The 22,370-nt window shown below is 65.5% G+C and carries 25 protein-coding genes; 15 read left to right on the forward strand and 10 right to left on the reverse strand.

The genetic code is table 11. The features are described 5' to 3' along the window. Positions 1 to 37: 37 nt before the first annotated feature. Complete coding sequence (locus tag E5P2_RS00445) at positions 38 to 811, forward strand: enoyl-CoA hydratase/isomerase family protein (RefSeq protein WP_162565220.1); 774 nt, start codon at positions 38 to 40, stop codon at positions 809 to 811. A gap of 60 nt (positions 812 to 871) precedes the next feature. Next, entirely contained in the window at positions 872 to 1,222 is a 351-nt protein-coding gene (locus E5P2_RS00450; RefSeq protein WP_162565221.1) for a carboxymuconolactone decarboxylase family protein, read from the forward strand. A 33-nt stretch (positions 1,223 to 1,255) separates the two neighbouring features. Here E5P2_RS00450 and E5P2_RS00455 read toward each other — a convergent pair whose 3' ends face one another. Together E5P2_RS00455 and E5P2_RS00460 are read right to left on the reverse strand one after the other, a co-directional pair. Further along, entirely contained in the window at positions 1,256 to 2,449 is a 1,194-nt protein-coding gene (locus E5P2_RS00455; RefSeq protein WP_162565222.1) for a chromate transporter, read from the reverse strand. Then, complete coding sequence (locus tag E5P2_RS00460) at positions 2,446 to 3,420, reverse strand: chromate resistance protein ChrB domain-containing protein (protein ID WP_232080532.1); 975 nt, start codon at positions 3,418 to 3,420, stop codon at positions 2,446 to 2,448. Before E5P2_RS00460 ends, E5P2_RS00455 begins: the two co-directional genes overlap by 4 nt. 53 nt (positions 3,421 to 3,473) lie before the next feature. Between E5P2_RS00460 and E5P2_RS00465 the strand changes: the two genes are divergently transcribed. The 5 genes from E5P2_RS00465 to E5P2_RS00485 all read left to right on the forward strand — a co-directional run bounded on the left by E5P2_RS00465 (position 3,474) and on the right by E5P2_RS00485 (position 9,264). Then, positions 3,474 to 4,535, forward strand: a complete 1,062-nt coding sequence (locus E5P2_RS00465) for a Cj0069 family protein (RefSeq protein ID WP_162565224.1) — start codon at positions 3,474 to 3,476, stop codon at positions 4,533 to 4,535. 66 nt (positions 4,536 to 4,601) lie between these two features. Further along, positions 4,602 to 5,471, forward strand: coding sequence for a restriction endonuclease (locus E5P2_RS00470; protein ID WP_162565225.1), 870 nt, complete (start codon positions 4,602 to 4,604; stop codon positions 5,469 to 5,471). A gap of 19 nt (positions 5,472 to 5,490) precedes the next feature. Beyond that, positions 5,491 to 5,778 (forward strand): excalibur calcium-binding domain-containing protein, encoded by a 288-nt coding sequence (locus tag E5P2_RS38120; RefSeq protein ID WP_162565226.1) that lies wholly within the window; start codon positions 5,491 to 5,493, stop codon positions 5,776 to 5,778. 193 nt (positions 5,779 to 5,971) lie between these two features. Then, positions 5,972 to 7,852, forward strand: coding sequence for an ATP-dependent nuclease (locus E5P2_RS00480; protein ID WP_162565227.1), 1,881 nt, complete (start codon positions 5,972 to 5,974; stop codon positions 7,850 to 7,852). A gap of 2 nt (positions 7,853 to 7,854) precedes the next feature. Next, on the forward strand, positions 7,855 to 9,264 hold the full coding sequence (locus E5P2_RS00485) for a DUF2130 domain-containing protein (protein WP_162565228.1): 1,410 nt from the start codon (positions 7,855 to 7,857) through the stop codon (positions 9,262 to 9,264). Positions 9,265 to 9,374: 110 nt separating this feature from the next. Here E5P2_RS00485 and E5P2_RS00490 read toward each other — a convergent pair whose 3' ends face one another. After that, on the reverse strand, positions 9,375 to 9,602 hold the full coding sequence (locus E5P2_RS00490; protein ID WP_162565229.1) for a hypothetical protein: 228 nt from the start codon (positions 9,600 to 9,602) through the stop codon (positions 9,375 to 9,377). A gap of 444 nt (positions 9,603 to 10,046) precedes the next feature. Between E5P2_RS00490 and E5P2_RS00495 the strand changes: the two genes are divergently transcribed. From E5P2_RS00495 to E5P2_RS00505, 3 genes are all read left to right on the forward strand, one after another. After that, a complete protein-coding gene (locus tag E5P2_RS00495; protein WP_162565230.1) occupies positions 10,047 to 10,277 on the forward strand; it encodes a hypothetical protein in 231 nt (76 codons plus the stop codon). Positions 10,278 to 10,371: 94 nt separating this feature from the next. Further along, the gene (locus tag E5P2_RS00500) at positions 10,372 to 10,770 is read left to right on the forward strand and encodes a YybH family protein (protein WP_162565231.1); all 399 of its coding nucleotides are present in this window, start codon (positions 10,372 to 10,374) and stop codon (positions 10,768 to 10,770) included. Beyond that, complete coding sequence (locus E5P2_RS00505; protein WP_162565232.1) at positions 10,767 to 11,429, forward strand: DUF7002 family protein; 663 nt, start codon at positions 10,767 to 10,769, stop codon at positions 11,427 to 11,429. Before E5P2_RS00500 ends, E5P2_RS00505 begins: the two co-directional genes overlap by 4 nt. A 49-nt stretch (positions 11,430 to 11,478) precedes the next feature. Here E5P2_RS00505 and E5P2_RS00510 read toward each other — a convergent pair whose 3' ends face one another. Further along, positions 11,479 to 11,886: an MAPEG family protein gene (locus tag E5P2_RS00510; protein ID WP_162565233.1), complete on the reverse strand. Its 408-nt coding sequence runs from the start codon at positions 11,884 to 11,886 to the stop codon at positions 11,479 to 11,481. A gap of 98 nt (positions 11,887 to 11,984) precedes the next feature. Next, on the reverse strand, positions 11,985 to 12,953 hold the full coding sequence (locus E5P2_RS00515) for a LysR family transcriptional regulator (protein ID WP_162565234.1): 969 nt from the start codon (positions 12,951 to 12,953) through the stop codon (positions 11,985 to 11,987). 59 nt (positions 12,954 to 13,012) lie between these two features. Here E5P2_RS00515 and E5P2_RS00520 point away from each other — a divergent pair, with 59 nt between their 5' ends. Genes E5P2_RS00520 through E5P2_RS00535 form a run of 4 tightly spaced genes read left to right on the forward strand, consistent with a single transcriptional unit; the run spans position 13,013 to position 16,369 of the window. Then, positions 13,013 to 14,221 (forward strand): CaiB/BaiF CoA transferase family protein, encoded by a 1,209-nt coding sequence (locus E5P2_RS00520; protein WP_162565235.1) that lies wholly within the window; start codon positions 13,013 to 13,015, stop codon positions 14,219 to 14,221. 29 nt (positions 14,222 to 14,250) lie between these two features. Further along, positions 14,251 to 15,222 carry a Bug family tripartite tricarboxylate transporter substrate binding protein gene (locus E5P2_RS00525; protein ID WP_162565236.1) on the forward strand — a complete coding sequence of 324 codons (972 nt, stop codon included), beginning with the start codon at positions 14,251 to 14,253 and terminating at the stop codon, positions 15,220 to 15,222. A 2-nt stretch (positions 15,223 to 15,224) separates the two neighbouring features. Next, positions 15,225 to 15,674 (forward strand): MaoC family dehydratase, encoded by a 450-nt coding sequence (locus tag E5P2_RS00530; RefSeq protein ID WP_162565237.1) that lies wholly within the window; start codon positions 15,225 to 15,227, stop codon positions 15,672 to 15,674. 35 nt (positions 15,675 to 15,709) lie between these two features. Beyond that, positions 15,710 to 16,369: a nitroreductase gene (locus tag E5P2_RS00535; RefSeq protein ID WP_162565238.1), complete on the forward strand. Its 660-nt coding sequence runs from the start codon at positions 15,710 to 15,712 to the stop codon at positions 16,367 to 16,369. Here E5P2_RS00535 and E5P2_RS00540 read toward each other — a convergent pair whose 3' ends face one another. From E5P2_RS00540 to E5P2_RS00560, 5 genes are read right to left on the reverse strand one after another with little or no spacing between them, the layout of a single operon-like run. After that, positions 16,370 to 16,960, reverse strand: a complete 591-nt coding sequence (locus tag E5P2_RS00540; protein WP_162565239.1) for an ATP-dependent Clp protease proteolytic subunit — start codon at positions 16,958 to 16,960, stop codon at positions 16,370 to 16,372. Positions 16,961 to 17,009: 49 nt separating this feature from the next. Continuing rightward, positions 17,010 to 18,236 (reverse strand): ABC transporter substrate-binding protein, encoded by a 1,227-nt coding sequence (locus tag E5P2_RS00545; RefSeq protein ID WP_162565240.1) that lies wholly within the window; start codon positions 18,234 to 18,236, stop codon positions 17,010 to 17,012. A gap of 23 nt (positions 18,237 to 18,259) precedes the next feature. After that, complete coding sequence (locus tag E5P2_RS00550) at positions 18,260 to 19,033, reverse strand: SDR family oxidoreductase (protein WP_162565241.1); 774 nt, start codon at positions 19,031 to 19,033, stop codon at positions 18,260 to 18,262. A 13-nt stretch (positions 19,034 to 19,046) separates the two neighbouring features. Next, positions 19,047 to 19,874, reverse strand: a complete 828-nt coding sequence (locus E5P2_RS00555; protein ID WP_162565242.1) for an enoyl-CoA hydratase/isomerase family protein — start codon at positions 19,872 to 19,874, stop codon at positions 19,047 to 19,049. A gap of 28 nt (positions 19,875 to 19,902) precedes the next feature. Further along, positions 19,903 to 21,465: an AMP-binding protein gene (locus E5P2_RS00560; RefSeq protein WP_162565243.1), complete on the reverse strand. Its 1,563-nt coding sequence runs from the start codon at positions 21,463 to 21,465 to the stop codon at positions 19,903 to 19,905. Between the two features lie 118 nt (positions 21,466 to 21,583). On the opposite strand from E5P2_RS00560, the gene E5P2_RS00565 reads away from it, so the two are divergent. After that, positions 21,584 to 22,366, forward strand: a complete 783-nt coding sequence (locus E5P2_RS00565; protein ID WP_162565244.1) for an IclR family transcriptional regulator — start codon at positions 21,584 to 21,586, stop codon at positions 22,364 to 22,366. The last annotated feature ends 4 nt before the right edge of the window (positions 22,367 to 22,370 follow it).

A 22,370-nucleotide genomic window follows, 5' to 3' on the forward strand; every position in this document is an offset into this window, starting at 1 on the left:
AAGCTCGCACCGCAGTGCGAAGCACGAAGGTTGCGTGATGACCGAGGCGCCCGTTCTCGTCGATGCCTCGGCGGCCGTCTGGCGCGTCACGCTCCATCGCCCGCAGCAGGGCAATGCCTGTTCGGCCGAACTCGTGCGCGCGCTCGACGATGCGGTGGCGCGCGCCGAGGCCAAGGGCGCCGAAGCCCTCGTGCTGCAGGGAGAAGGCCGTCACTTCTGCACCGGCTTCGACCTCTCGAAGCTCGACGACGAGACCGACGACACGCTGCTCGCGCGCTTCGTACGCATCGAGCTGCTGCTGCAGCGCATCGCCCACGCGCCCTTCCTCACCATCGCGCTCGCGCAGGGCCGCACGATGGGTGCCGGCGCCGACCTCTTCGCGGCCTGCGGGCTGCGGCTCGCGCAGGCCGATGCCGCCTTCGCCTTCCCGGGTGCCCGCGGCTTCGGCCTCGTGCTCGGCACGCGGCGCCTTGCCGCGCGCGTCGGCACCGAGACGGCGCTCGACTGGGTCGAGAGCGGCCGCAGTGTTGCGGCCGACGAGGCTTGCCGCCGAGGGCTCGTCACCTCGCTGGTCGATGGCCCGCATGCCATCGACGCGCACTCTCTCGCGCGCTGGCGCGAGGACGCGCAGCTGCGCGCCAGCCTGCGCCAGGCCGTGGATCCGCACCGCGCCGACGCCGCCGCGCGCGACCTCGACCTGCTCGTGCGCTCCGCCGCGCGGCCGGGCCTGCGCGAGCGCGTGGCCGCGTACGTCGCGCGCGTGGCCGCGGCGCGCCGCAGCAGCCCTCCCGGTCCGGTGCGTGACGCGTGAGCGCGCCGGCTTCTTCTCATCTCCTTCACCTCACTGACCGACGAAAGAAAGACCAAGACCATGTTCATGAACTGGACCGACCTGCTGGGCACCCTCAAGCGCTCCTACACCCGCCTAGGCAACACCAACCCGAAGATGCTGGAGGCCTACCGCGCCGTGGCCGCGGCCCAGGGCTCCAACGGCGCGCTCGACGCCAAGACCCGCGAATTGATCGCCATGGCCGTGGCCGTGACGACGCGCTGCGATGGGTGCATCTCGTCGCATGCGGCTGCGGCTGCGAAGGCCGGGGCGACCGAGGCTGAGATGAGTGATGCGTTGGGCGTGGCGATCGCGCTGAATGCGGGGGCTGCGTATGTGTATTCGCTGCGGGCGATGGAGGCCTTCGGGGAACTGAAGGGCAACAACAGCTGAGTTGCAGTTCATCGAGACCCTCGGCCGTCGGGGTCAGGCATGCTTCGCCAGCGGATACAGCAGCAAGCCGAGCAATGCCGCCGCGACGACGACCAGCGGCTCGGGAATCTTCTTGAAGCGCCACAGCAGTGCAGCGGTGCCGATGGCCAGCGCGGCTGTCGCCAGATCGATGATCGATCGCTGCGCGATGACGAGCACTGCGCCGCTCAGCGCACCTATTGCCGCGGCCGTGACACCATCGACGAACGCGACGATGCCAGGGTGCTTGCCGTGTTTCTTGAAGTACGGCGCGGGCGCGACGGTCAGCAGATAGCACGGCACGAAGGTGGCCAGCGCCGCGACGAGCGCACCCCAGAACCCGGCAATCAGGTAGCCGATGAAGGCTGTTGTGATGACGACCGGACCCGGCGTGATCATCGCGACCGCCACGGCATCGACGAACTGGCGCTCGTTGAGCCAATGGTGTTCGGTGACGACGCCGCCGTACAGGAACGGGACGATCGCAAGCCCGCTTCCGAAGACGAAGCTGCCGGCGTACGCGAAGAACGCGCCGATCTGCCCGAGCAGATGCCAGTCCGTGGTCCCCGCGGCGAGCATCGCAGCCGTCGGCGCTACTGCTGCGATGCTGCCGAGATGCCCACCGAACCAGCGCTTCGGCGGCGCGCGCACCAGCCACACCAGCACGCCGGCGCCGAGGAAGAGCCAGACACTCTCGGACTGGGTCAGCACCGTGAGCACGGCACTGAGCAGGAAGATCGCCCAGAGCAGCTTGTCGCGGCCGATGCTTCGGGTCGTCAACTTCCACGCGCTCATCGCGATGATGCCGATCACGCAAGCGCCGACGCCGTAGAAGACGGCCTGCATCCAGGGCAGGCCACCGTAGGCCACATAGGCGGCGCCGAGCGCGACCACCATCAGGAATGAGGGCAAGACGAAGGCGAGCCCTGCCAGCGTGGCGCCCATCAGCCGGTAGTGCACATAGCCCAGGTAGATCGCCAGTTGGGCCGCGAGCGGTCCCGGCATCAGCTGCGCGAGCGTGATGCCTTCCTTGTAGTCGGAGTCGGAGATCCAGCCCCGGCGCTCGACCAGGTCCCGGTACATGCTGCCCACGAGCGCCACCGGTCCGCCGAAGCCCCATGTACCGAGACCCAGCATGTAGCGCACCAGTTGCCACCGCGAATAGCTCGGAGAATTCGTGGGCGCCACGTTGGTCGTCGCATCGGTCATGGGACGTCGCCTGCAGGTTTGCCGCGCATGAAGTGCATGTAGAGCGAGTCCAGCAGCCCGCTGATCTCGGTCAACAGCGCGTCGTCGTCGGCCAGACGTTCGCGCGCGCCGGCGAGCATGGCTTCGAAGCCGCTCGCCTCGGCCACCGGCTCGCCGCCCACATCGAGCGAGTGAACCATCGCGCCCAACCGGACCAGCGCCGGATCGTCCTCCAGGCCGAAGCTGGCCATCAGGTTCTCGAAGGTCACTCGATCGCCGATGTGCGTGAAGGTCGCCCCGTCGAAGTCGAAGCCCAGTGCGCTCTTCGGGCAGTCCGCCGGCTTCGCGAGCCACCGGAACCGTGCGTCGTGGTCGATGAAGCGCCGGATCAGCCAGGCGCTGGCCACCCTGTCTACCCACAGCTTTCGCCGCGTGGCCCAAAGGCGCCCCTGGTACCGGGCCGGGTCGAGCCGGGCAATGCGGCCCTCGGTCTCGTGCGGCTCATCGGGCGACAGCACCGCCTCGACGCACTTGTCGAAGTCCGTCCAGGCCGCCTCGGCTTCCAGTTGGGCTTCGCCGGGGAAGAAGTCGACCGCGCGCAGCGCGTCGAACTCGCGCTGAAGCTTGCGTTGGAGCCGGGCCAGTTCGGGCATCGCCATGGAAGCGATCCCGGCGTTGGCCTCTTTCCAGGACTTGCGCAATTCGGCGTAGTCCGCGCTGCGGTCGAAGAGCTGCCGGTAGGCGTCCGCCTCGTCGGCCGAGTGCGGCGATGCGTTCAGCAGCCAGGCGCTGCCGCCCTCGCGGGCGCACGCATCGGCGAGCTCCTTCAGCCTGGCTGCATGCTCGCCCTGGGCGGGCAACAGGTACGCGCCGTCGCGCAGCGCCATGCAGCCCAGCGCCTTCAGCGCGCGCCAGATCCGCATGCGTCCGGTGGCGCTCGACGTGGGGAGAGAGACGACGAGCAATAGCCATGAGGCATTCGAGGTCGGCATGTCGCGTATCATACATTCATGTAGAGATCTCAACATCAAGATGGGGGCTGCGCATGCACGACGACATCCGGCCGCGACTGGCCATCCTCTATCCCGGAGACCGTGCGGCCCGCGATCGGGCCGATCCGGCGAGCAGTCGATTTCTTGCGCTCTTCGATGCGTTCGAGCGCGCAGGCGTCGCCGTCGAACCCGCCGTCTACCACGACGACTTCCGCGACGAGGTGCTGCGGCAGCTCATGCACGTACAGGGCGTCCTGGTATGGCACAACCCGATCGAGGGTGGCCGCGACCGCCGGTGCCTGGACGCGTTGCTTCGCGAAGTGGCTGCGCAAGGGGTCTTCGTCAGCACCCACCCGAACACGATCCTGAAGCTCGGCACCAAGGATGTGCTGCTCTCGGTGCGCGATCTGCCTTTTGGCAGCGACGTGCACCGCGTCGACCATCTTGCTCAGTTGTCGACCCAACTGCCCGGTCGCTTGCTGCTCGGCCCTCGCGTGCTCAAACAGTGCCGCGGACACAGCGGGATCGGCGTGTGGCGCATCGAGCGGCGCGGAGAAGGCCTCTATGCGCTGCAGCATGCGCAGCGCGGCGCGACCGAGGCGCTGTTGAACATGGACGACGTCGTGCAGCGGCTCGCACCGTACTTCGACAACGACGGCCACATGATCGACCAGGCCTGGCAGCCGCGCATGGTCGAGGGCATGACGCGCGCCTACCTTGTGCAAGGCCGGGTCGCGGGCTTCGGCCACCAGACGGTGGTGGCACTGCACCCCGGGTCGGGCGCAGGCGAGGCGCCTTCACCGACGACGCGGCTCTACAGCGATGCGGACGATCCACGGTTTCAGGCGCTGCGCAGGCGTCTGGAGGAAGAATGGGTGGGACTGATGTGCGACCGCCTCGGCCTCCCGCATGAAGCGCTGCCGATGCTTTGGGATGCGGACTTCCTGCTCGGCGAGCGACGCGGCGGCGAGTCGGAAACGTACGTGCTCTGCGAAGTCAACGTCAGCAGCGTTTCACCCTTTCCTCCCTCGGCGGTGGCACCGTTGGTCGATGCGACCCGGCGGACCCTGATGGCAGGACGTGACCGTGCCAAACATCACGAATGGCCGTGCTGAGTCCCTGAGCCAACCACTGCGGCAGAGAAGTGCATGGCTAGAGTCGTCGACGAGGAGACTCCGCCCATGGCAAGACGAAAAAGAACAAGCACCGCCGAAGACCTCATCGACCTGATCTCGATGCTGCCGTGGTGGGCCGGCGTGTCGCTGGCGATCATCAGTTACGTGGTGCTGCATGCGTGGGATGCGCGGCTGGCCGCTGTCATCGCCGCCCAGCCCACGATGAACACCGGCCTCCTGCACATGTTCGTGTACGCAGGCCAGTTTGCATTGCCCTTCTTCTGCCTCGTGGGCGCGGCGGCTTCGGCATGGCGACGCCATCAACGCAAGGCGCTGGCCGACAACGTGAGCGCGGGCAAGGCCGCGGATGTGCTCGATGGCATGAGCTGGCGCGAATTCGAGCTGCTCGTCGGCGAGGGCTTCAGGCTCAAGGGCTTCAGCGTGGTCGAGACGGGCGGCGGCGGTGCCGACGGTGGCATCGACCTCGTCTTGCGCAAGGGCGGCGAGAAGCACCTGGTGCAATGCAAGCAATGGCGTGCGTACAAGGTCGGCGTGCAGGTCGTGCGGGAACTCTATGGCGCGATGGCCGCTTGCGGCGCGGCGGGTGGCTTTGTCGTGACCTCGGGGCGATTCACGGAGGATGCGCGGGCGTTTGCCGAAGGGCGCAACGTGACGCTGATGGATGGGGATGCGCTGTTCAAGATGATTCGGGCGGCGCGGGGTGCTGCGAGTGCCCGAAGCGACGAGCCTGTGCGGCGGGCTGAGAGCAAGCCGGCGTCTTCTTCAGCAATGCCGGATGCCGGCGATACGCCGCTGATGCCGATGTGCCCGCGATGCGCGGGGCCGATGGTGCGGAGGGTTGCGAAGAAAGGCGCGAACGCGGGGGAATCTTTCTTGGGTTGTTCTGCGTTTCCGAAGTGCAGGGGCACTGCGTGAAAGCGCATTGGCGTTGCGCATGAAGAACGTGATCGTGCTGGTGATCATTTGCCTGGCGGGCTGGAAGGCATTCACGTATTACGAACAGCGGCAGCAAGTCAGTCGTTCGGTGACTGAGAAGGTGTGGAGTCCGGATTCGGGGAGTCAGCCGGCGTCGGTGAATACGGCATTCAGGTGCGATGGGCGCACTTACTGCTCGCAGATGACTTCGTGTGAGGAGGCGACGTATTTCTTGAAGAACTGTCCTGGGGTGAAGATGGATGGGAACGGGGATGGGGTGCCTTGTGAGAAGCAGTGGTGTCGGTAGGACGCGATTGGACAATGGCATCGGACACAAGTCATCTTCTTCGACTACGTCAGTCTGATTGCATACTGTTTGGCCGAAGCCGATGAGATCTACTTCAGACGCGTCGCGCCCATCATTCGTGTGAAGTTGCGCAACCGCATATATTTGAGGTTGTGTACATTTAGTTGAAAAAAACAGAAATTGGAAGGTGCGCATGAGAATTCAATCCGTTGGCATCAAGAACTTTCGCACCTTGAAGGACGTGACAATCCCCTTTGATTCCGTCACGACTTTCATCGGGCCGAACGGTGCTGGCAAGTCAACTGTGCTCCGTGCGCTTGATTGGTATTTCAACGGTAAGCCTGGTTCACTGACAGAGCAGGATTGCTCCTTCGGCGCGACTACCGAGAACATAGAGGTTCAAGTTACCTTTACGGATCTCACCAACAAGGACCGGGAAGCACTTGGCAAGTACACGCCGGATGGCGTTGCCACATTTACGGCTTGGAAGCGTCGGTCGCCCGATAACTCTGAAGTGCTTTCAGCGAATGCGAAGGGCTTTCCGGATTTCAACGCGATCAAGGCCGCAAGTGGCGCGGCAGCGAAGAAGGATCAATACGCCAATCTCCGTAGCAGTCGTTCGGACTTAAACCTCCCCGCAGCCAATACAGGTACAGCCGTTGATCAGGCGATGGCGACTTGGGAGTCTTCCCACACAGATCAGCTTGTGGACGCCCCCGAAGCGCTGCAGACCAACTTCTTCGGCTTCAACAGCGGGGGCAAGATGAGTGGCCTATTTGACTTCGTCTTGGTCACTGCCGATCTTCGGGCTAACGAGGAGTCGATAGACGGGAAGTCGAGCATCGTTGGACGGATCCTCGAGCGTTCAATTGATCGTGCTGCCGCTGACGAGGAGATCGCGAAGATCGTTGAGGAGTCGCGCGCCAAGCAGCAGGAAGTCTATGAGGAGAAGTTCAAAGCGCAGCTTGAGGCCATAACAACGCAGCTCAACGACATCGTGACGTCCTACTCTCCCGGGCGGGCTGTCACTGTTGCCCCTGCCGAGGTGGAACTCAAGGCACCTCGAACGACGTTCGACGTGGCCGTGCTGGATGGCACAACCTCGACTGCGGTAGAGCGGCAGGGGCATGGCTTTCAGCGCACGCTTCTTATTTCGGCTCTCCAGCTCCTGGCGCAGTCGGGAGCGGCTTCAGCAGAGGGGGTTATCTGCCTAGCGATCGAGGAGCCGGAACTCTATCAACACCCAATTCAGGCTCAGACGTTTGCCAAGGTACTCCGGTCGCTTGCTGAGGACACCGGTAAGCGAATCCAGGTCACTTATGCGACTCACAGCCCTTACTTCCTTGAGGCGCGACATTTTGACCAAGTTAGGCGGCTGACGAGGTCGCCTGACGAAACTCCTGTGGTCACTGTCCATCTTGCAACTGTTGCTAAGGTAAAGGCTAAGTTGAACGGGGTGCTGAGCGCCGATACAGTTGATCGCCAGCTCGACGGCATTGTGGTGAACCAGCTTGCCGTGGCGCTTTTCGCGCATCGCGCCTTCCTCGTAGAAGGAACGACAGAGTTGTCCGTGTTCTACGGCATTGGCGATAAGACTTGTCTCGGCTCGCTTGAGGCCGCTGGAGTCTCTATCGTCTCTGTAGGAGGAAAAACATCTATCCCACTCGTCCACGCCATCCTGACTTCGATTGGCATCCCGGTCTATGCGCTCTTCGATGCGGATCGCGGATGTGAAGCGCGTGCGAAAGCCAAAGGCAAAGCACAGAACAAGATCGATGAGGAACGGAACAAGAATGCAAAAGAGAATCGTGCGGCGTTGAAGTACTTCGGCCGAACTGAAGAAGACTTCCCATCTGCCATCGTTGCTGAAGAGGTGGCAATATTTGAGGATCACCTTGAGGCGTTTCTTTTGGCGAACTGGACCGAATGGATCACGGCATGCAGCAATGTCGAGGCTGCCGCAGGCATCAGTCTTGAGAAAAATCAACTCGCGTACCGATCGGCAACACTCAAGGCCGAGGGTGTGGTGCCTGACATGCTTGCGCAGATCCTAGCTAAAGTAGAGGGTAAGTAGCTATGAATGAAATCATCTGCCCGCATTGCGGGAAAGCATTCAAGATTGACGAAGCCGGGTACGCGGACATTCTGAAGCAGATTCGCGACAGTGACTTCGACAAGCAGCTGCACGAGCGGCTTGAGCTGGCCGAGCAGGACAAGCGGAACGCCGTTGAACTAGCCGAAGCCAAGGTTGCCAACGAGCTGCAAAAAACTGCCGCAGCCAAGGACGCCGAGATCCAGGAACTGAGGTCCAAGCTCGATGCCGGTGATGTCGAGCGGAAGCTCGCGGTGACCGAAGCCCTAAACGCCGTAGAAAAAGAGCGCGAAGCGCTCGCGAACGAACTCGAGCAGGCGAAACACGACAAGCAAACTGCCTCCCAGCTAGCGGAGGCGAAGCTTGTAAACGAACTGCAGAAGGCCGCTGCTACGAAGGACACGGAGATTCAAGGCCTAAAGGCTAAGCTCGATGCAATCGAAGTTGCGCAGAAGCTCGCGATTAACGAGGCAGTCGGTGTGGTCGAGAAGGAGCGCGACAAGCTGCAGAGCGGCCTTGAGCGAGCGGAGCTTGAGAAACAGCTTGCCGAGAAGTTGCTCAAGGACAAGTACGAAACTCAGATCAAAGATCGCGATGACGCAATTGAGCGTCTCCGGGATATGAAGGCTCGCCTATCGACCAAGATGGTCGGGGAGACTCTCGAGCAGCATTGTGAGACCGAATTCAACCGCATTCGAGCGACGGCGTTTCCAAGGGCATATTTCGAGAAGGACAATGACGCACGGAGCGGCAGCAAGGGTGACTACATCTTTCGCGACTCGGACGAATCTGGCACGGAGATCGTCTCGATCATGTTCGAAATGAAGAACGAGAGTGATCGCACCGCGACGAAGAACAAAAACGAGGATTTTCTGAAAGAGCTCGACAAGGATCGCACCGAGAAGCGATGCGAATACGGGGTGATGGTCTCTCTGCTCGAGCCCGACAGTGAACTCTACAACACTGGAATTGTTGATGTGTTCCACCGCTACCCAAAGATGTACGTCATCCGACCGCAGTTCTTTATTCCAATCATCACGCTACTGCGGAATGCAGCGATGAACTCCCTCTCGTACAAGTCGGAACTAGCGCTTGTCAAGGCGCAGAATATTGACATCACGAAGTTCGAAACTGAGCTTGAGTCTTTTAAGACTGCATTCGGGAGAAATTACGATCTCGCCTCCGGGCATTTTCAGAAGGCAATCGCGGAGATCGACAAGTCGATCGAACACCTACAGAAGACAAAGGACTCCTTACTCGGCACCGACCGAAACCTTCGTCTTGCGAACGACAAGGCCCAAGACGTGACGATCAAGAAGCTGACTCGGGGCAACCCAACGATGGCGGCGAAGTTCGCCGAGCTCAACGATCAAGGCCCGTCGGATGCGGGTTGAATCTGGTCAAGGCGCCAATGAATGCAAACGATTGGCGTCTGCTCGGCCAGTTCGTTGCGCGTTGGCGCGAAGGCACCGTGGCCACGATGATTGAACACACTCTCGAGTCCCTACTTAAGCTTCGAAGCGAAGCCCTTGCGAACGACCTTGTTGATATAGCTATTTAGGCCTTGCCCGGCTTTAGCTAATTGCTTCATTTGCGCAAGGTTCGCGGCACCAGCACTTTGACTTGTGTAGAGATAGATTGATCCATCTCCGAATTGAACTTTGATCGAAGATTGCTCGATCTCATAGGCGACAACGTTCGAGCCATCACCACTGTTTGCGTACCGTTCCATCGCTTCTCCTCGTGCTCGTTGCAATTTGCAAATGTTTGATGGTATGGATTTATCTGTTAAGAGAAAGTGGGGTTACCGCTAGACAACTGAGATGTAGTTATGTGTTGTTGTGCCTTGACTGGTTGCAATATGTCTGAGATTCGAGGTCGATGCGCGGTCGTCGCTGATCGCAATCGCTGCGTTGCCGGCGTTCGCAGCAGTCCTTGACATCGAACAAACACCACCGGTTGGTGCATCGACAAAGGCACGCACTATAGTCTCTGGCGCTTGACGCCGCATCTCTCCACACTTACGTGGATGCACACCTCGCGAAAGCTCTCCTTGGCAACTCGTCCAAAGAGTCGAGCACTAGCATTGCGCCCGATGCGGGATCTGCTGCTGCGACTCCCGTGCTTGCCAGTTCATGAGTCCCACCAAATCGACTTTTCATCGGCTGCCCCTGAAATGCTGACGGCAATCGCCGAAGACGCCCAATCGACCCTGGCGACCGTCCATCAAGGCCTGGGCGCCCTTGGCCATCTCCTCGCCCACTCCGCAGTCGTCATCGAAGACGGCACCATCGGTGCCGACAGCCTCGAAAGCCTAGGCTTCCTGATGGCCGAACTCGGCGATCTGGCATCTGCGTGCATGACACTCGCCGCGCAATGCCGGCAGGCAGTAGCGGATCGCGCTTGACAAGCTGCGCCCGGAAAGGCGAATACTTAGTCCATGCATTCAATGCGGACCGCGCCATCCACACGGCCACGCCATCAACCAAGTGAAGCCCAACATGCACCCCGACGAATCCCAAATCCGCGACTTGGTCTCCACCTGGCTCTCCGCCACCCAATCCGGCGACACCGCCAAGGTCCTGTCCCTCATGACCGAAGACGCCGTCTTCCTGATCCCCGGCCAGCCCGTGATGCGCAAGCCCGACTTCGCCGCCGCCGCCAAGGCGCAGTCGGCGCAGGGCGCGCCGGCCATCGACGGCACGAGCGAAATCCAGGAGATTCAGGTGCTGGGCGATTGGGCGTTCATGTGGACTCGATTGAAGGTCGTCGTCACGCCGCAAGACGGCTCGCCCGCCGCGACGCGTGCCGGGCACACGCTGACGATCCTGCGCAAGCAGCAACGCCAATGGCTGCTCGCGCGCGACGCGAACCTGCTGGCGCCGGTGCCGGCGCGATGAACTCGAAGCAGCATCCCCTCGTCGTCGTCTACCATCTTCTCGATGCCGAGAACCTCGCGTCCGTACGTAAGCTCGGACTGCTCAGCACTCGGCGTCTTGTCGAAGCATCGGGCGACGCGAATCCCCAGACGCTGCGCCGCCACCGCGCGAAGGGCGAGCGCCTGGCATCGGGCGCGAAGATCCGCGATCAGCGTCCCATGCCGCCGCTGGCGCTCGCGCGCGCACTCGGAAGCGGGCTCGTCCCCGAAGACTGGTACGCCTTGCTCAATGCCAAGGTCTTCTTCTGGCTCGACGTCGAGCGACTGAATCGGCAACGTGCCGCGTGCGGCAGTTCGCCTCAGGTTGCGCTCGTGATGGACGCGCGTCGCATGCTTGACGACTACAAGGCGTCTGCCTTTGTTTCGCCGATCAACACGGGCAACGCGATGCGCGCGCCCGCGCGGCGCAATCTCACGACCTTCGTGCCTTACGAGCGCTGGCGGGTCGACGCGTGGCAGCATGAGGTCATCGAAGGCCAGCCTGCGCGACCCAGGACGCATCGGCCGGTCGAACTCACGATCGACGAGGCGATCCCGAATGCGATGAGCTACGTTCTCGAAGTCATCCCGCTTCCTTGGGGCCAGAAGCTGATGAAGGACGCGCGGGCCGCCGCGGCCTGAAGCGCGCTTTGTCAGGGTGGGGTGCACCTGTGGCCTGCGATGACGACGCTCAGGCGGCGTGCCGCAGCACGGTCACCGCGAAGACGATGAACGCGACCCAGCCGATGGTGAACAGCATCGTCCGCGCCATGAACAGCCCGAAGCCGCTGATGTGCACCACCGCATGCGCGAGGCGCGCATAGAAGTAGACGATGGCGCAGGTCGCGGTCGCGGGGGTGGAGATGCCCGCCGCCTGCGCGACCAGCACCACCGCCGCGAAGGGCGCGAGGTTCTCGAGCGCGTTCTGGTGCGCGCGGTTGGCGCGGTTGACCCAGGCCGGCAGCGGCACGGTCGGCGCGACCCTGTAAGTCTCGGGCGTCAAGGGCCCGCGCGAGGTCACGTAGCCGATCACGACGGGGATCCAGAGCGCGCCGGTCAGGATGGCACTCAGCAGCAGGTAGAACAGCTCGGTCTTCATGGTGTCTTCTCCAGGTGGGTGGGGACGCGCAACGTTACTCCGAGGACGTTCGGCGCGGGCAAAAGGATGCGGTCGCCGTGGTCGCGGGTCGATGGGGGTCAGCGCTTCTTCGCCGCGGGCGCGCGGGCGCCGGCGCTCACCCGGCCTTCGGCGCCGATCTCCTGCAGCAGCCGGGTGAGCATGCGCAGCACCTCCTTGCCGGCATCCGTCATCGGCCGGCGCCGCGTGCTGCCGATGAAGGTGCTCTGGCGGATCACCGGATGCGTGATGGCCGCGATGCCGACCAGCCCCTGCAGGCTCTCGTCCAGCACGGCATGCCGCGGCAGCACGCAGTGCAGGCCGCAGTTGATGACGGCGTCCTTCATCACGTTCTGCGAATCGGTTTCCATCAGCACCTGGAGCTGCACCTCCTGCCGGCTGGCGATGTCGTCCAGCAGCGCGCGCAGGTTGTTGGGGCGCGTGGGCATGGCCAGCGGCAGCCTGGCGAAGGCCGAGAAGCGCAGGCTGCCCTCGCGCAGCGCGGGCGAGCCGGCCTTGGCGATCAGGCACATCTCGGTCGAGAAGACCGCGTGGTGCCCCGAGCGGCGCAGCGGCCGGTAGTGGTTGAAGATGCCGATGTCGATGCGGCCCTCGGCCAGCAGCACTTCGGTCTCGCCGCTGTAGGCCTCGAAGATGCGCAGCCGGATGTCGGGGCATTCGTCGCGCACGCGGGCATACAGGCGGTTCGCCAGCGGCCGCGCGAGCGAGGGCAGCAGGCCGACGCTGACCACGCCCGCAGGGCGGCGCAGCAGCGAGTGGGCGTCCTTCACGATCTCGCCGGCATCGGCCAGCAGCGCCTGGGCGCGCGGCAGCACCTTCTGGCCGAGCTCGGTGAGTTCGACGCCGCGCCCGGTGCGATGGAACAGGCGCTTGCCGAGCACCGACTCGAGCTGCCCGATGTGCCGGCTCAGCGCCGACTGCGCGATGCCGAGCGTGGTGGCCGCGCTGGTGAGGCTGCCCTGCTCGGACGCGCGCACGAAGCTGCGCAGGCTCTGCAGGTCGAGGTCGATCCCATCTCCGTTTTGCATGACTGGTATCCGTGCTATCTGGCTTCCGTATTCTGCAGCCGATGCCTAGACTGCGCCGGATGACTTCCACCGCAACCACCGGCCCGCTGCAGGGCCTGCGCATCCTCGATATCTCGACCGTGATTGCCGGCCCGTGGTCGACCACGCTGCTGGCGGACCTCGGCGCGGAAGTGCTCAAGGTCGAGATGCCGGGCAGCGGCGATGCCCTGCGCGCGCTGCCGCCGTACAAGGAGGGCGTGCCGCTGTGGTGGAAGGTCGCCAACCGCAACAAGCGCGGCATCACGCTCGACCTGCGCCGCGAGGAAGGCCGCGCGCTGCTGGGCCAGCTGCTGCCGGACTACGACGTGCTGGTCGAGAACTTCCGACCCGGCACGCTCGACGGCTGGGGCATCACGCGCGAATGGCTGCACGGCATCCGGCCCAGCCTCACGATCCTGCGCGTGACGGGCTTCGGCCAGACCGGGCCGTACCGCAACCGGCCCGGCTTCGCGCGCGTGTTCGAGGCCATGACGGGCTTCACCAACATCTGCGGCGAGCCCGACGGCACGCCGCTGCACTTGGGCTTTCCGGTGGCGGACGCGGTGGCGGGGCTGTTCGGCGCGCTCGGCATCCTCAGTGCACTCTACCGGCAGCAGCGCAGCGGCGAGGCGGTCGGCCAGGAGATCGATTGCTCGCTGATGGAGTCGATGTTCCGCGTGCTCGACTTCCTGCCGATCGAATACGACCAGCTGGGCGTGGTGCGCCAGCGCTCCGGCAACATCAGCCAGTACGCGGCGCCCGGCAACGTCTACCGCACGCGCGACGGGCGCTGGGCCTCGATCGCGGCCTCGACGCAGCGCATCTACGAACGCCTGTGCGCGGCGCTCGGACGCGCCGACCTCGCGGACGATCCGCGCTTCGTCACCAACCCGCTGCGGGTGGCGCACCGCGCCGAGCTCGATGCGATCCTGGCCGGCGAGATCGCGATGCACGACCTCGATGCGCTCGGCGTGCTGCTGGAGAAAAACGAGGTCGGCTTCAGCCCCATCTACGACATCGCCGACATCTTCCGCGACGCGCACTTCGCCGCGCGCAAGGCGATCGTCGACGTGCCCGACGAGGACTTCGGCAGCGTGCGCATGCAGAGCGTGGTGCCGGTGTTCTCGCAGACGCCGGGCGCCGTGCGGACCTCCGGCCCCTCGCTCGGCCAGCACAACGCGGACGTGTTCGCGCAGCTCGGCCTGACGGCGGCGCAGATCGGCGGGCTGCGCGAAGCCGGCGTGATCTGAATCGGACAAGGACCAAGGAGACATCGAAGATGAGAAAGACGATCGACCGCATCCTGGCGCTGCTGCTCGCCATGATCTGCACCTTCGCCGGCGCGCAGCCGGGCTATCCCGACAAGCCGATCAAGCTGATCGTCGGCTTCCCGCCGGGGCAGGCCACCGACATCATGGCGCGGCTGGTGGCCGACCGGATTTCGCGCGCCACCGGGCAGCCGCTGATCGTCGAGAACCGGCCGGGGCAGGGCGGCAGCATCGGCCTGGCCGCGCTCGCCAAGGCGCCGCACGACGGCTACACGATGGTCCTGGCGGCCACCGCATCGATGGCGACCAATCCGCATCTCTACAAGAACATCGGCTACGACACGCTGAAGGACTTCGCGCCCATCAGCCGCCTCGCCGAGGTGCCGCTGGTGCTGGTGGCCAACCCGTCGGCGCCCTTCGACACCGTCGCCGAGCTGGTCGCCTATGCCAAGGCCAACCCCGGCAAGCTGAGCTATTCGTCGAGCGGCAACGGCACGCTGTCGCACCTGGCGATGGAGCTGTTCAAGCAGCAGGCCGGCGTCTCGCTGGCCCACATTCCCTACCAGGGCAGCGTGCGCGCGATGACCGACCTCGTCTCGGGCAACGTGCTGCTCGGCTTCGACACGGTCACCGTGACGGCGCCGCAGATCGCCTCCGGCAAGCTGAAGGCGCTGGGTGTCGCCTCGGCCTCGCGCGTGCCGACGCTCGCGCAGGTACCGACCCTGACCGAGGCCGGGCTGCCGGGCTTCGTGGCCAGCCCATGGGTCGGCTTCCTGTTTCCGAAGGGCACGCCCGCCGACATCGTCGCGCGCATGAATGCCGAGATCCGCAAGGCGGTCGACGATCCCGGCGTGCAGAAGAGCCTGCACGGCATCGGCGCCATCGTCCACACTGACACGCCGGACGAATTCGCGCAGGTGATCCGCAGCGACTACGACAAGTGGGGCCGGCTGGTGCGCGACTCCGGCGCGCGGGTCGATTGAGCATGACAGCCGACGTATCGACAGCATCGACCCCGGCGCCGATCGCGCCCGGCACCGAGTTCGGCGGCCGCCGCGTGCTGACCGAACACCAGCTCGAGCTCGCGATCGCGCTGACCGGTGGCACGCATCCCGTGCACACCAGCGCATCGGCCGCGCAGGCCGCGGGCTTTCGCGGGCGGATCTTCCATGGCGCCGTGAGCGCGGCCCTCATGGCCGCGGCCATCGGCGCGCACTTTCGCGACGAGCAGATCGCGCTGCTCGAACAGAACAACCGCTTCGCCGCGCCGACCCATCCCGGCGACGTGCTGGATTCGGCCTGGACCGTGGACGAGGTCCGTGCCGCGAAGCGCAGCGGCGATACCATCCTCGCACTGCGCGGACGGATGACGAATCAGGATGGCGTGGTCGTTCTCGAATCCCGCGCCACCGTTCTGCTGCGGCGGCCGTCGTGAGCGGCGCCGAAGCGGGCAGTGCCAAGGAATCGAAGATGAATGTGTCCCATGCGGTCGAGCAGCGCGTCTCCATCCGCCGTTTCAAGCCCGAGGCGCCGTCGGCCGATCTCGTGCGCGACATCCTGGAGCGCGCATCGCGCGCGCCGTCGGGCGGCAACCTGCAGCCCTGGCGCGTGTTCGCGCTGACCGGCGAGCCGCTGGCTCGACTCAAGGAACTGATCGCCGCCGAGCCGCCGCAGGAGGAGCCCGAGTACGCGATCTATCCGCCGAACCTGTGGGAGCCTTTCCGCACGCGCCGCTTCCAGAATGCCGAGGACCTCTACGCGACGATCGGCATCGCGCGCGAGCACAAGGCCGAGCGCCTTCAGCAGATGGGCCGCAACGCCGAGTTCTTCGGCGCGCCGGTCGGCATCTTCGTGTGCATCGACCGCGGGCTCGGGCCGCCGCAATGGGCCGACCTCGGCATCTACATGCAGACGGTGATGCTGCTGGCCGTCGAGCGCGGGCTCGACACCTGCCCGCAGGAATACTGGGCCAACCGGTCGAAGCCCGTCTCGGCGTTTCTGAAGCTGCCGCCCGAGCTCATGCTCTTCGCCGGCATCGCGCTCGGCTGGCGCGATGAGACCGCGCCGATCAACCGGCTGCGCGCGCGACGCGATCCGTTCGAAAGCTGGGGCGAGATGATCGGGTTCTAGCTAACCGTGCAGCTCGCTCTTTCTCTGGATGATGCGCGACACCAGCCCGTACTCGATCGCCTCCTCGGCCGACATCCAGCGGTCGCGCTCGATGTCGGCGAGCACGACATCCATGGACTTGCCGGTCTCGCGCGCGATCGTCTGCGCGATGCGCTCGCGCGCCTTGATGATCTCGCGCGCATGGATCGCGATGTCGGTGGCCTGGCCGCCCGCGCCGCCGCTGGGCTGATGGATCAGGAAGCGCGTGTTGGGCAGGCAGAAGCGGCGCTCGCGCGGCGCGGCCAGGTAGAGGTGCGTGGCGGCGCTGCCGACCCAGCCGGTGCCGATCATGTTCACCGGTGCGGCGATGAAGCGCACGATGTCGTGGATCGCATCGCCCGATTCGAGGTGGCCGCCGGGCGAGCTCACCAGGATGTCGATCGGCGCGCTGCTGTCGGCATCGAGCGCGATGAGCCGTCGCGTCACGTCGGCGGCCGACACGTCGGTGATGGCGCCGAAGATCAGCAGGGTGCGTGACTTGAAGGCTTTCTCTTCGAGGTAGGAGTTGCGCGGCTCGGCGGTGCTGGCCGGCGTGGGGTCTGGAGTTTCCATGGGGACGGTCCTTGTGATGAAGTTGCCATGATGAACCGGTTGCGCCTCGTCAGCTTTTCTTCACCAGCGAGCACCCCGACTTCTCCAGCGGCTGGAAGGCCTCGTTCGCGGGAATGGTCGCGAGCCGCTTGTAGTAGTCCCACGGGTACTTCGATTCGGCGGGCGTCTTCACCTGCTCCAGGTACATGTCGTGCACCATGCGGCCGTCCTCGCGGATGCGGCCGTTCTTGGCGAAGAAGTCGTTGATCGGCGTGGCCTTCATCTTCGCCATCACGGCCTGCGGCGCATCGGTGCCGGCGTCCTTGATGGCGCGCAGGTAGTGCATCGTCGACGAGTAGTTGGCGGCCTGGATCGCGGTCGGCATCTTCTTCATGCGGTCGAAGTAGCGGCGCGACCATTTGCGCGTCTCGTCGTTGCTGTCCCAGTAGAAGGCCTCGGTCAGCATCACGCCCTGGGCGGCCTTGAGGCCGACGCCGTGGATGTCGGTGATGAACACCGCGAGCCCGGCGAGGTTCTGCTTGGCCGGATCGATGCCGAATTCCTGCGCCGACTTGATCGCGTTGATGGTGTCGCTGCCGCCATTGGCCAGCCCGATGATCTTCGCGCCCGAGGACTTGGCCGCCAGCATGAAGGACGAGAAATCGCTCGCGTTGAACGGATGGCGCGAGCTGCCGACGACCTTGCCGCCCGACGCCACCACGACCTCGGTCACGTCGCGCTCGATCTGCTGGCCGAAGGCATAGTCGGCGGTCAGGAAGTACCAGGTGTTGCCGCCGTTCTTGACGATCGCCTTGGCCGTGCCGTTGGCCATCGCGTAGGTGTCCCACGCGTAGTGGACGCTGTTCGGGCTGCAGCTGTCGTTGGTCAGGCGCGTCGAGCCGGCGCCGTTGATGATCGCGATGCGGTTCTTCTGCTTCGCCATGTCCGACACGGCGAGCGCGACCGCCGAGTTGGTGAGGTCGGTGATCATGTCGACCTTCTGCACGTCGAACCATTCGCGCGCCTTGTTGGCCGCGATGTCGGCCTTGTTCTGGTGGTCGAGTTCGAGCACCTCGATCGGGCGGCCGAGCACCTGGCCGCCGAAGTCCTCGACGGCCATCTTCACCGCCATCACCGAGCCGCGGCCCGAAAGCTCCGACAGCACGCCGCTCATGTCGGTGCTGACGCCGATGCGGACCACGCCGTCGGAAATCGCGTCGCCCTGCGCCTGCGCGGCCGTGGCGAGCGCGAGAACCGCGAGGCCGATCGCGCCCGTGCGCCATGGAAGTCTTTGCATGATGTCTCCTTCTTCGGGTGATGTCAGATCACGTTGCGGGTCAGGCCGCCGTCGACGCAGATGTTCTGGCCCGTGATGTAGCTCGCGTGCACCGAGGCGAGAAAGGCGCACAGCGCGCCGAAGTCCTCGGCCGTGCCGAGGCGCTGCATCGGAATGCTCCTGGCCATCTCCTCGCGCACCGCCTCTTCGTCGAGCGCGAGCCGCCGCATGCGGTCGGCGATCACGCGCTGCAAGGCGCCGGTGTCCATCAGGCCCGGCAGCAGGCCGTTGACCGTGATGCCGTGCGGCGCGACCTCGCGCGCGAGCGAGCCCATCGCGCCCGTGAGCCCGACGCGCAGGCTGTTGGACAGCGCCATGTTCGGATAGAGCTCCTTCACCACGAAGGAGGTGATGTTGAGGATGCGGCCGAAGCGCTGCGCGCGCATCGCGGGCAGGAAGGCGCGCACCACTTCGAGCGGGCCGAGCACGTTGGTCTCGTGGCTGCTGCGCCAGGCGGCCAGCGCGGTTTCCTCGAAGGGCGCGGCCGGCGGCCCGCCGGCGTTGGTGACGAGGATGGAGGGCTCGCCGATGCGCGACACCGCGCCGATCAATGCGGCGCGCTGCGCCTCGTCGCCGATGTCGCCGGCGATGAAGCATGCATCGGGCAGCGAATGCGCGGCCGTCTCGCCCTGCTGCGCATCGCGGCCGTTGAGGATCACGCGCACGCCCGCCTCGGCGAGCGCGCGCGCACAGGCAAAGCCGAGCCCGCGCGTGCCGCCGAGCACCAGCGCCGTTCGTCCTGCGATGCCGAGGTCCATGCGTGCGCTCTGGCTAGAACGGGCAGGAGGGCTCGAAGGACGGCGCGCGCCGCTCGCGCAGCGAGGCGATGCCTTCCTTCACGTCCGGCCCCGAGAAGCCCATGAACTCGAGCGCGAGCGAGCTGTCGAAGGTCGGGCCCGCGAGGCGCAGCCAGTTGTTGAGCGCGTACTTGGTCCAGCGGATCGCGGTCTGCGAACCCTGCGCGAGTTTCTCCGCCACCTCGAAGGCCTTGGCCACGAGCTGGTCTTCGGGCACGGCGAGCGACACCAGGCCGATGCGCTCGGCCTCTTCGCCCGAGACGGCTTCGCACAGCATCAGGTAGTACTTGGCCTTGGCCATGCCGCACAGCAGCGGCCAGACGATCGCCGCATGGTCGCCGGCCGCGACGCCCAGGCGCGTGTGGCCGTCGATGATGCGCGCGGTGGTGCTGGCGATCGAGATGTCGGCCAACAGGCCCGCGACCAGGCCGGCGCCGACGGCTGGTCCGTGCATCGCCGAGACGATGGGCTTGCTGCAGTTGATGACGTTGTAGACCAGGTCGCGCGCCTCGCGCCAGACGCGCGCGCGCACGTTGAAGTCGTTCGCCATGTCCTCGACCAGGCCGAGGTCGCCGCCGGCCGAGAAGCCCTTGCCTTCGCCGCGGATGATGGCGACGCGCGTCTCGGGATCCTTGTCGATGTCGCTCCAGATGCCGGCCAGCTCGCGGTGCAGGGTGTGGTCGGCGGTCGAGAGCTTCTTGTTGGCGCTCTGCGAGGCGCCCATGACGATCTCGAGGATGCCGCCGGGGTGGCGCTTCAGGGTCAGCGCGTGGTAGTGCGCGTAGGGGGCTTCGTTGGCCATGTGTCGGTCCTTGGATGGTTCGTGAATCTCAGATTTTCTTGCGGTCCTGCCAATACGGTTCCTTGAGCAGGTTCTTCTGGATCTTGCCGATGGGCGTCTTCGGAAAGCCGTCGACGAAGCGCACCAGCCGCGGCCGCTTGAGCCGCGCCAGCTTCTGTTCGCATTGCGCGAGCACGCGCGCCTCGCTCAGCGTGCAGCCGGGCTTGAGCAGCAGGTAGGCGGCCGGCACCTCGCCCCACTTGTCGTCGGGGATGCCGAACACCGCGCACTCGGCGACCTCGGGCAACTCGTAGAGCACCTGCTCGATCTCTTTCGGATAGACGTTCTCGCCGCCCGAGATCAGCATGTCCTTGGCGCGGTCGATCAGCGTGATGAAGCCGTCGGCATCGACCACGCCGATGTCGCCCGACAGGCCCCAGCCGTGGCCGAGGCGGAAGAACTCGGCCGTCTGCACTGGCTCGCCGTAGTAGCCGATCATCAGGTTGTCGCCGCGCGAGGCGACCTCGCCCATCTCGCCGGCCGCGGCCGGGCTGCCGTCGGCGCGCAGCACGGCGACGTCGACGTTGTAGGGCTGGCAGCCGACGCTGCCGAGCTTGTCCTGCACGCGCTGCCACGGCAGCGCCGCGATCACGCCCATCTCGGACTGGCCGTAGATCTGCGTCAGGCGCAGTTGCGGCAGGCGGCGCATCAGCTCGACCTGCACCCAGTCGGGCATCGGCGCGCCGGCGAAGGAGAGCTTGGTCCAGCTCTGCAGATCGCGCGCTTCGAGCCCGGGCAGCATCGCCAGCGCATTGGCCTGCGTCGGCACCATGAAGGTGGCGGTGATGCGCTCGGCCTCGACCGCGTCGACGAAGGCCGCGGGCGACCAGGGCGTGACGAACACGGTGGTGGCACCGACCAGCATGGCCGGCTGGAACATGATGTTGAGCGCGGCCACGTGGAACAGCGGCGTCACGATGGCCACCACGTCGGCGGCTTCCAGATGCTCCTCGACCACCACGGTGTGCGCGGTGATGGCGCGCGCGCGGTGGTTCATCAGCACGCCCTTCGGATGGCCGGTCGTGCCGCCGGTGTAGGTCATGCAGAAGGCATCGCGTTCGTCGATCGACACCTCGGGCGGCGTCGCGGGCTGGTCGGCGATGAAGCGGTCGAAGGCGAGGGCGCCGGGCAGCGCGCCGTGGTCGGGCTCACCGCCGATCGCGATGACATGCCGGATGCCGGGGCAGGCCGCGCGCACCGCCGCTACCTTGTCGGCGAACTGCACGTCGTACAGCAGCACCTGCGTCTCGGACTTGTTCAGCACATAGCTCAGCTCGTCGGGCGCGTAGAGGATCGAGACGTTGTTGAGCACCAGCCCCGTGCGCGCGACGCCGAAGAACACGGCGCCGTAGGCCGCGAGGTTGCGGCACAGCATCGACACGATCGCGCCCTTGGGCAGGCCGAGGCCGAGCAGCGCGTGCGCGATGCGGTCGGCCGCTGCATCGAGCTCGCGGTACGGCACGCGCTCGGTGTGCTGCGCGCCGCGAAAGACGATGGCCGCCTTGTCCGGGAATCGGCGCGCCGAGCGGCGCAGCATGTCTCCTGTCAGCATCCGGGTGCCTTTACGAAATGCAGAAAATGTTTTCGTTTAGCGTAAATGCTGTACCGGGCACGTGTCAATCCGCGGACAATCCCGCGGTCGAAGCAAGCAATCAACCCGGAACCCGAACATGGACAAGCGCGCGCAGGCCGGTGTGCAATCGGTGGAGAACGGCCTCGATCTGATGCTGATCGTGGCCCACAACCGCCGCCCGATGAAGATCACCGACATCGCCGAGCAGGCCGGCATCTCGCCGAGCAAGGCACACCGCTACCTGGTGAGCTTCCTGCGCACGGGCTTCATCACGCAGGACCCGGAGACGGGGCTCTACGGCATGGGCTCGGTGGCGCTGGAGTTCAGCCTCTCGTGCCTGGCCACCATCGAGCCGATCTCGCTCGCCACGCGCGAGGCCGAGCGCCTGTGCGCCGCGCTTGGCCACACGGTGGCGGTGTCGGTGTGGGGCAGCTTCGGGCCGACGGTGGTGCGCTGGGAGCAGCCCGCGCGGCCGGTGATGGTGAACGTCGGGCTGGGTTCGGTGTTTCCGCTCTACCGCTCGGCCACAGGGCGCGTGTTCGCGGCCTTCATGGCGCGCGAGCAGATGAAGGCCTACCTCGCATCACCCGTGAATCGCGAGCCGTCGGCCGACACGCCCGAAAGCATCGAGCAGGTGCGCGAGCGCGGCATGGCGCGCGCGGTCGGCGACTTCATGGAAGGCATGAGCGCCTTTGCCGCGCCGGTGCTCGACGACCGCGGGCGCCTGGTGCTGACGATGACGGTGCTGGGCTACAAGGCCGGCTTCGATCATCGGTGGAGCGGGCCCGTGGCCGCCGCGTTGCAGAGCGCCGCGCAAGGACTGTCGCGCACGCTGGGTTATGAGCACCAGCGCCTCGCGCGCTCCAGGGCGGTGACGTGAGCGC

This window comes from Variovorax sp. SRS16 (genome assembly GCF_901827165.1).
Taxonomy (GTDB): domain Bacteria; phylum Pseudomonadota; class Gammaproteobacteria; order Burkholderiales; family Burkholderiaceae_C; genus Variovorax.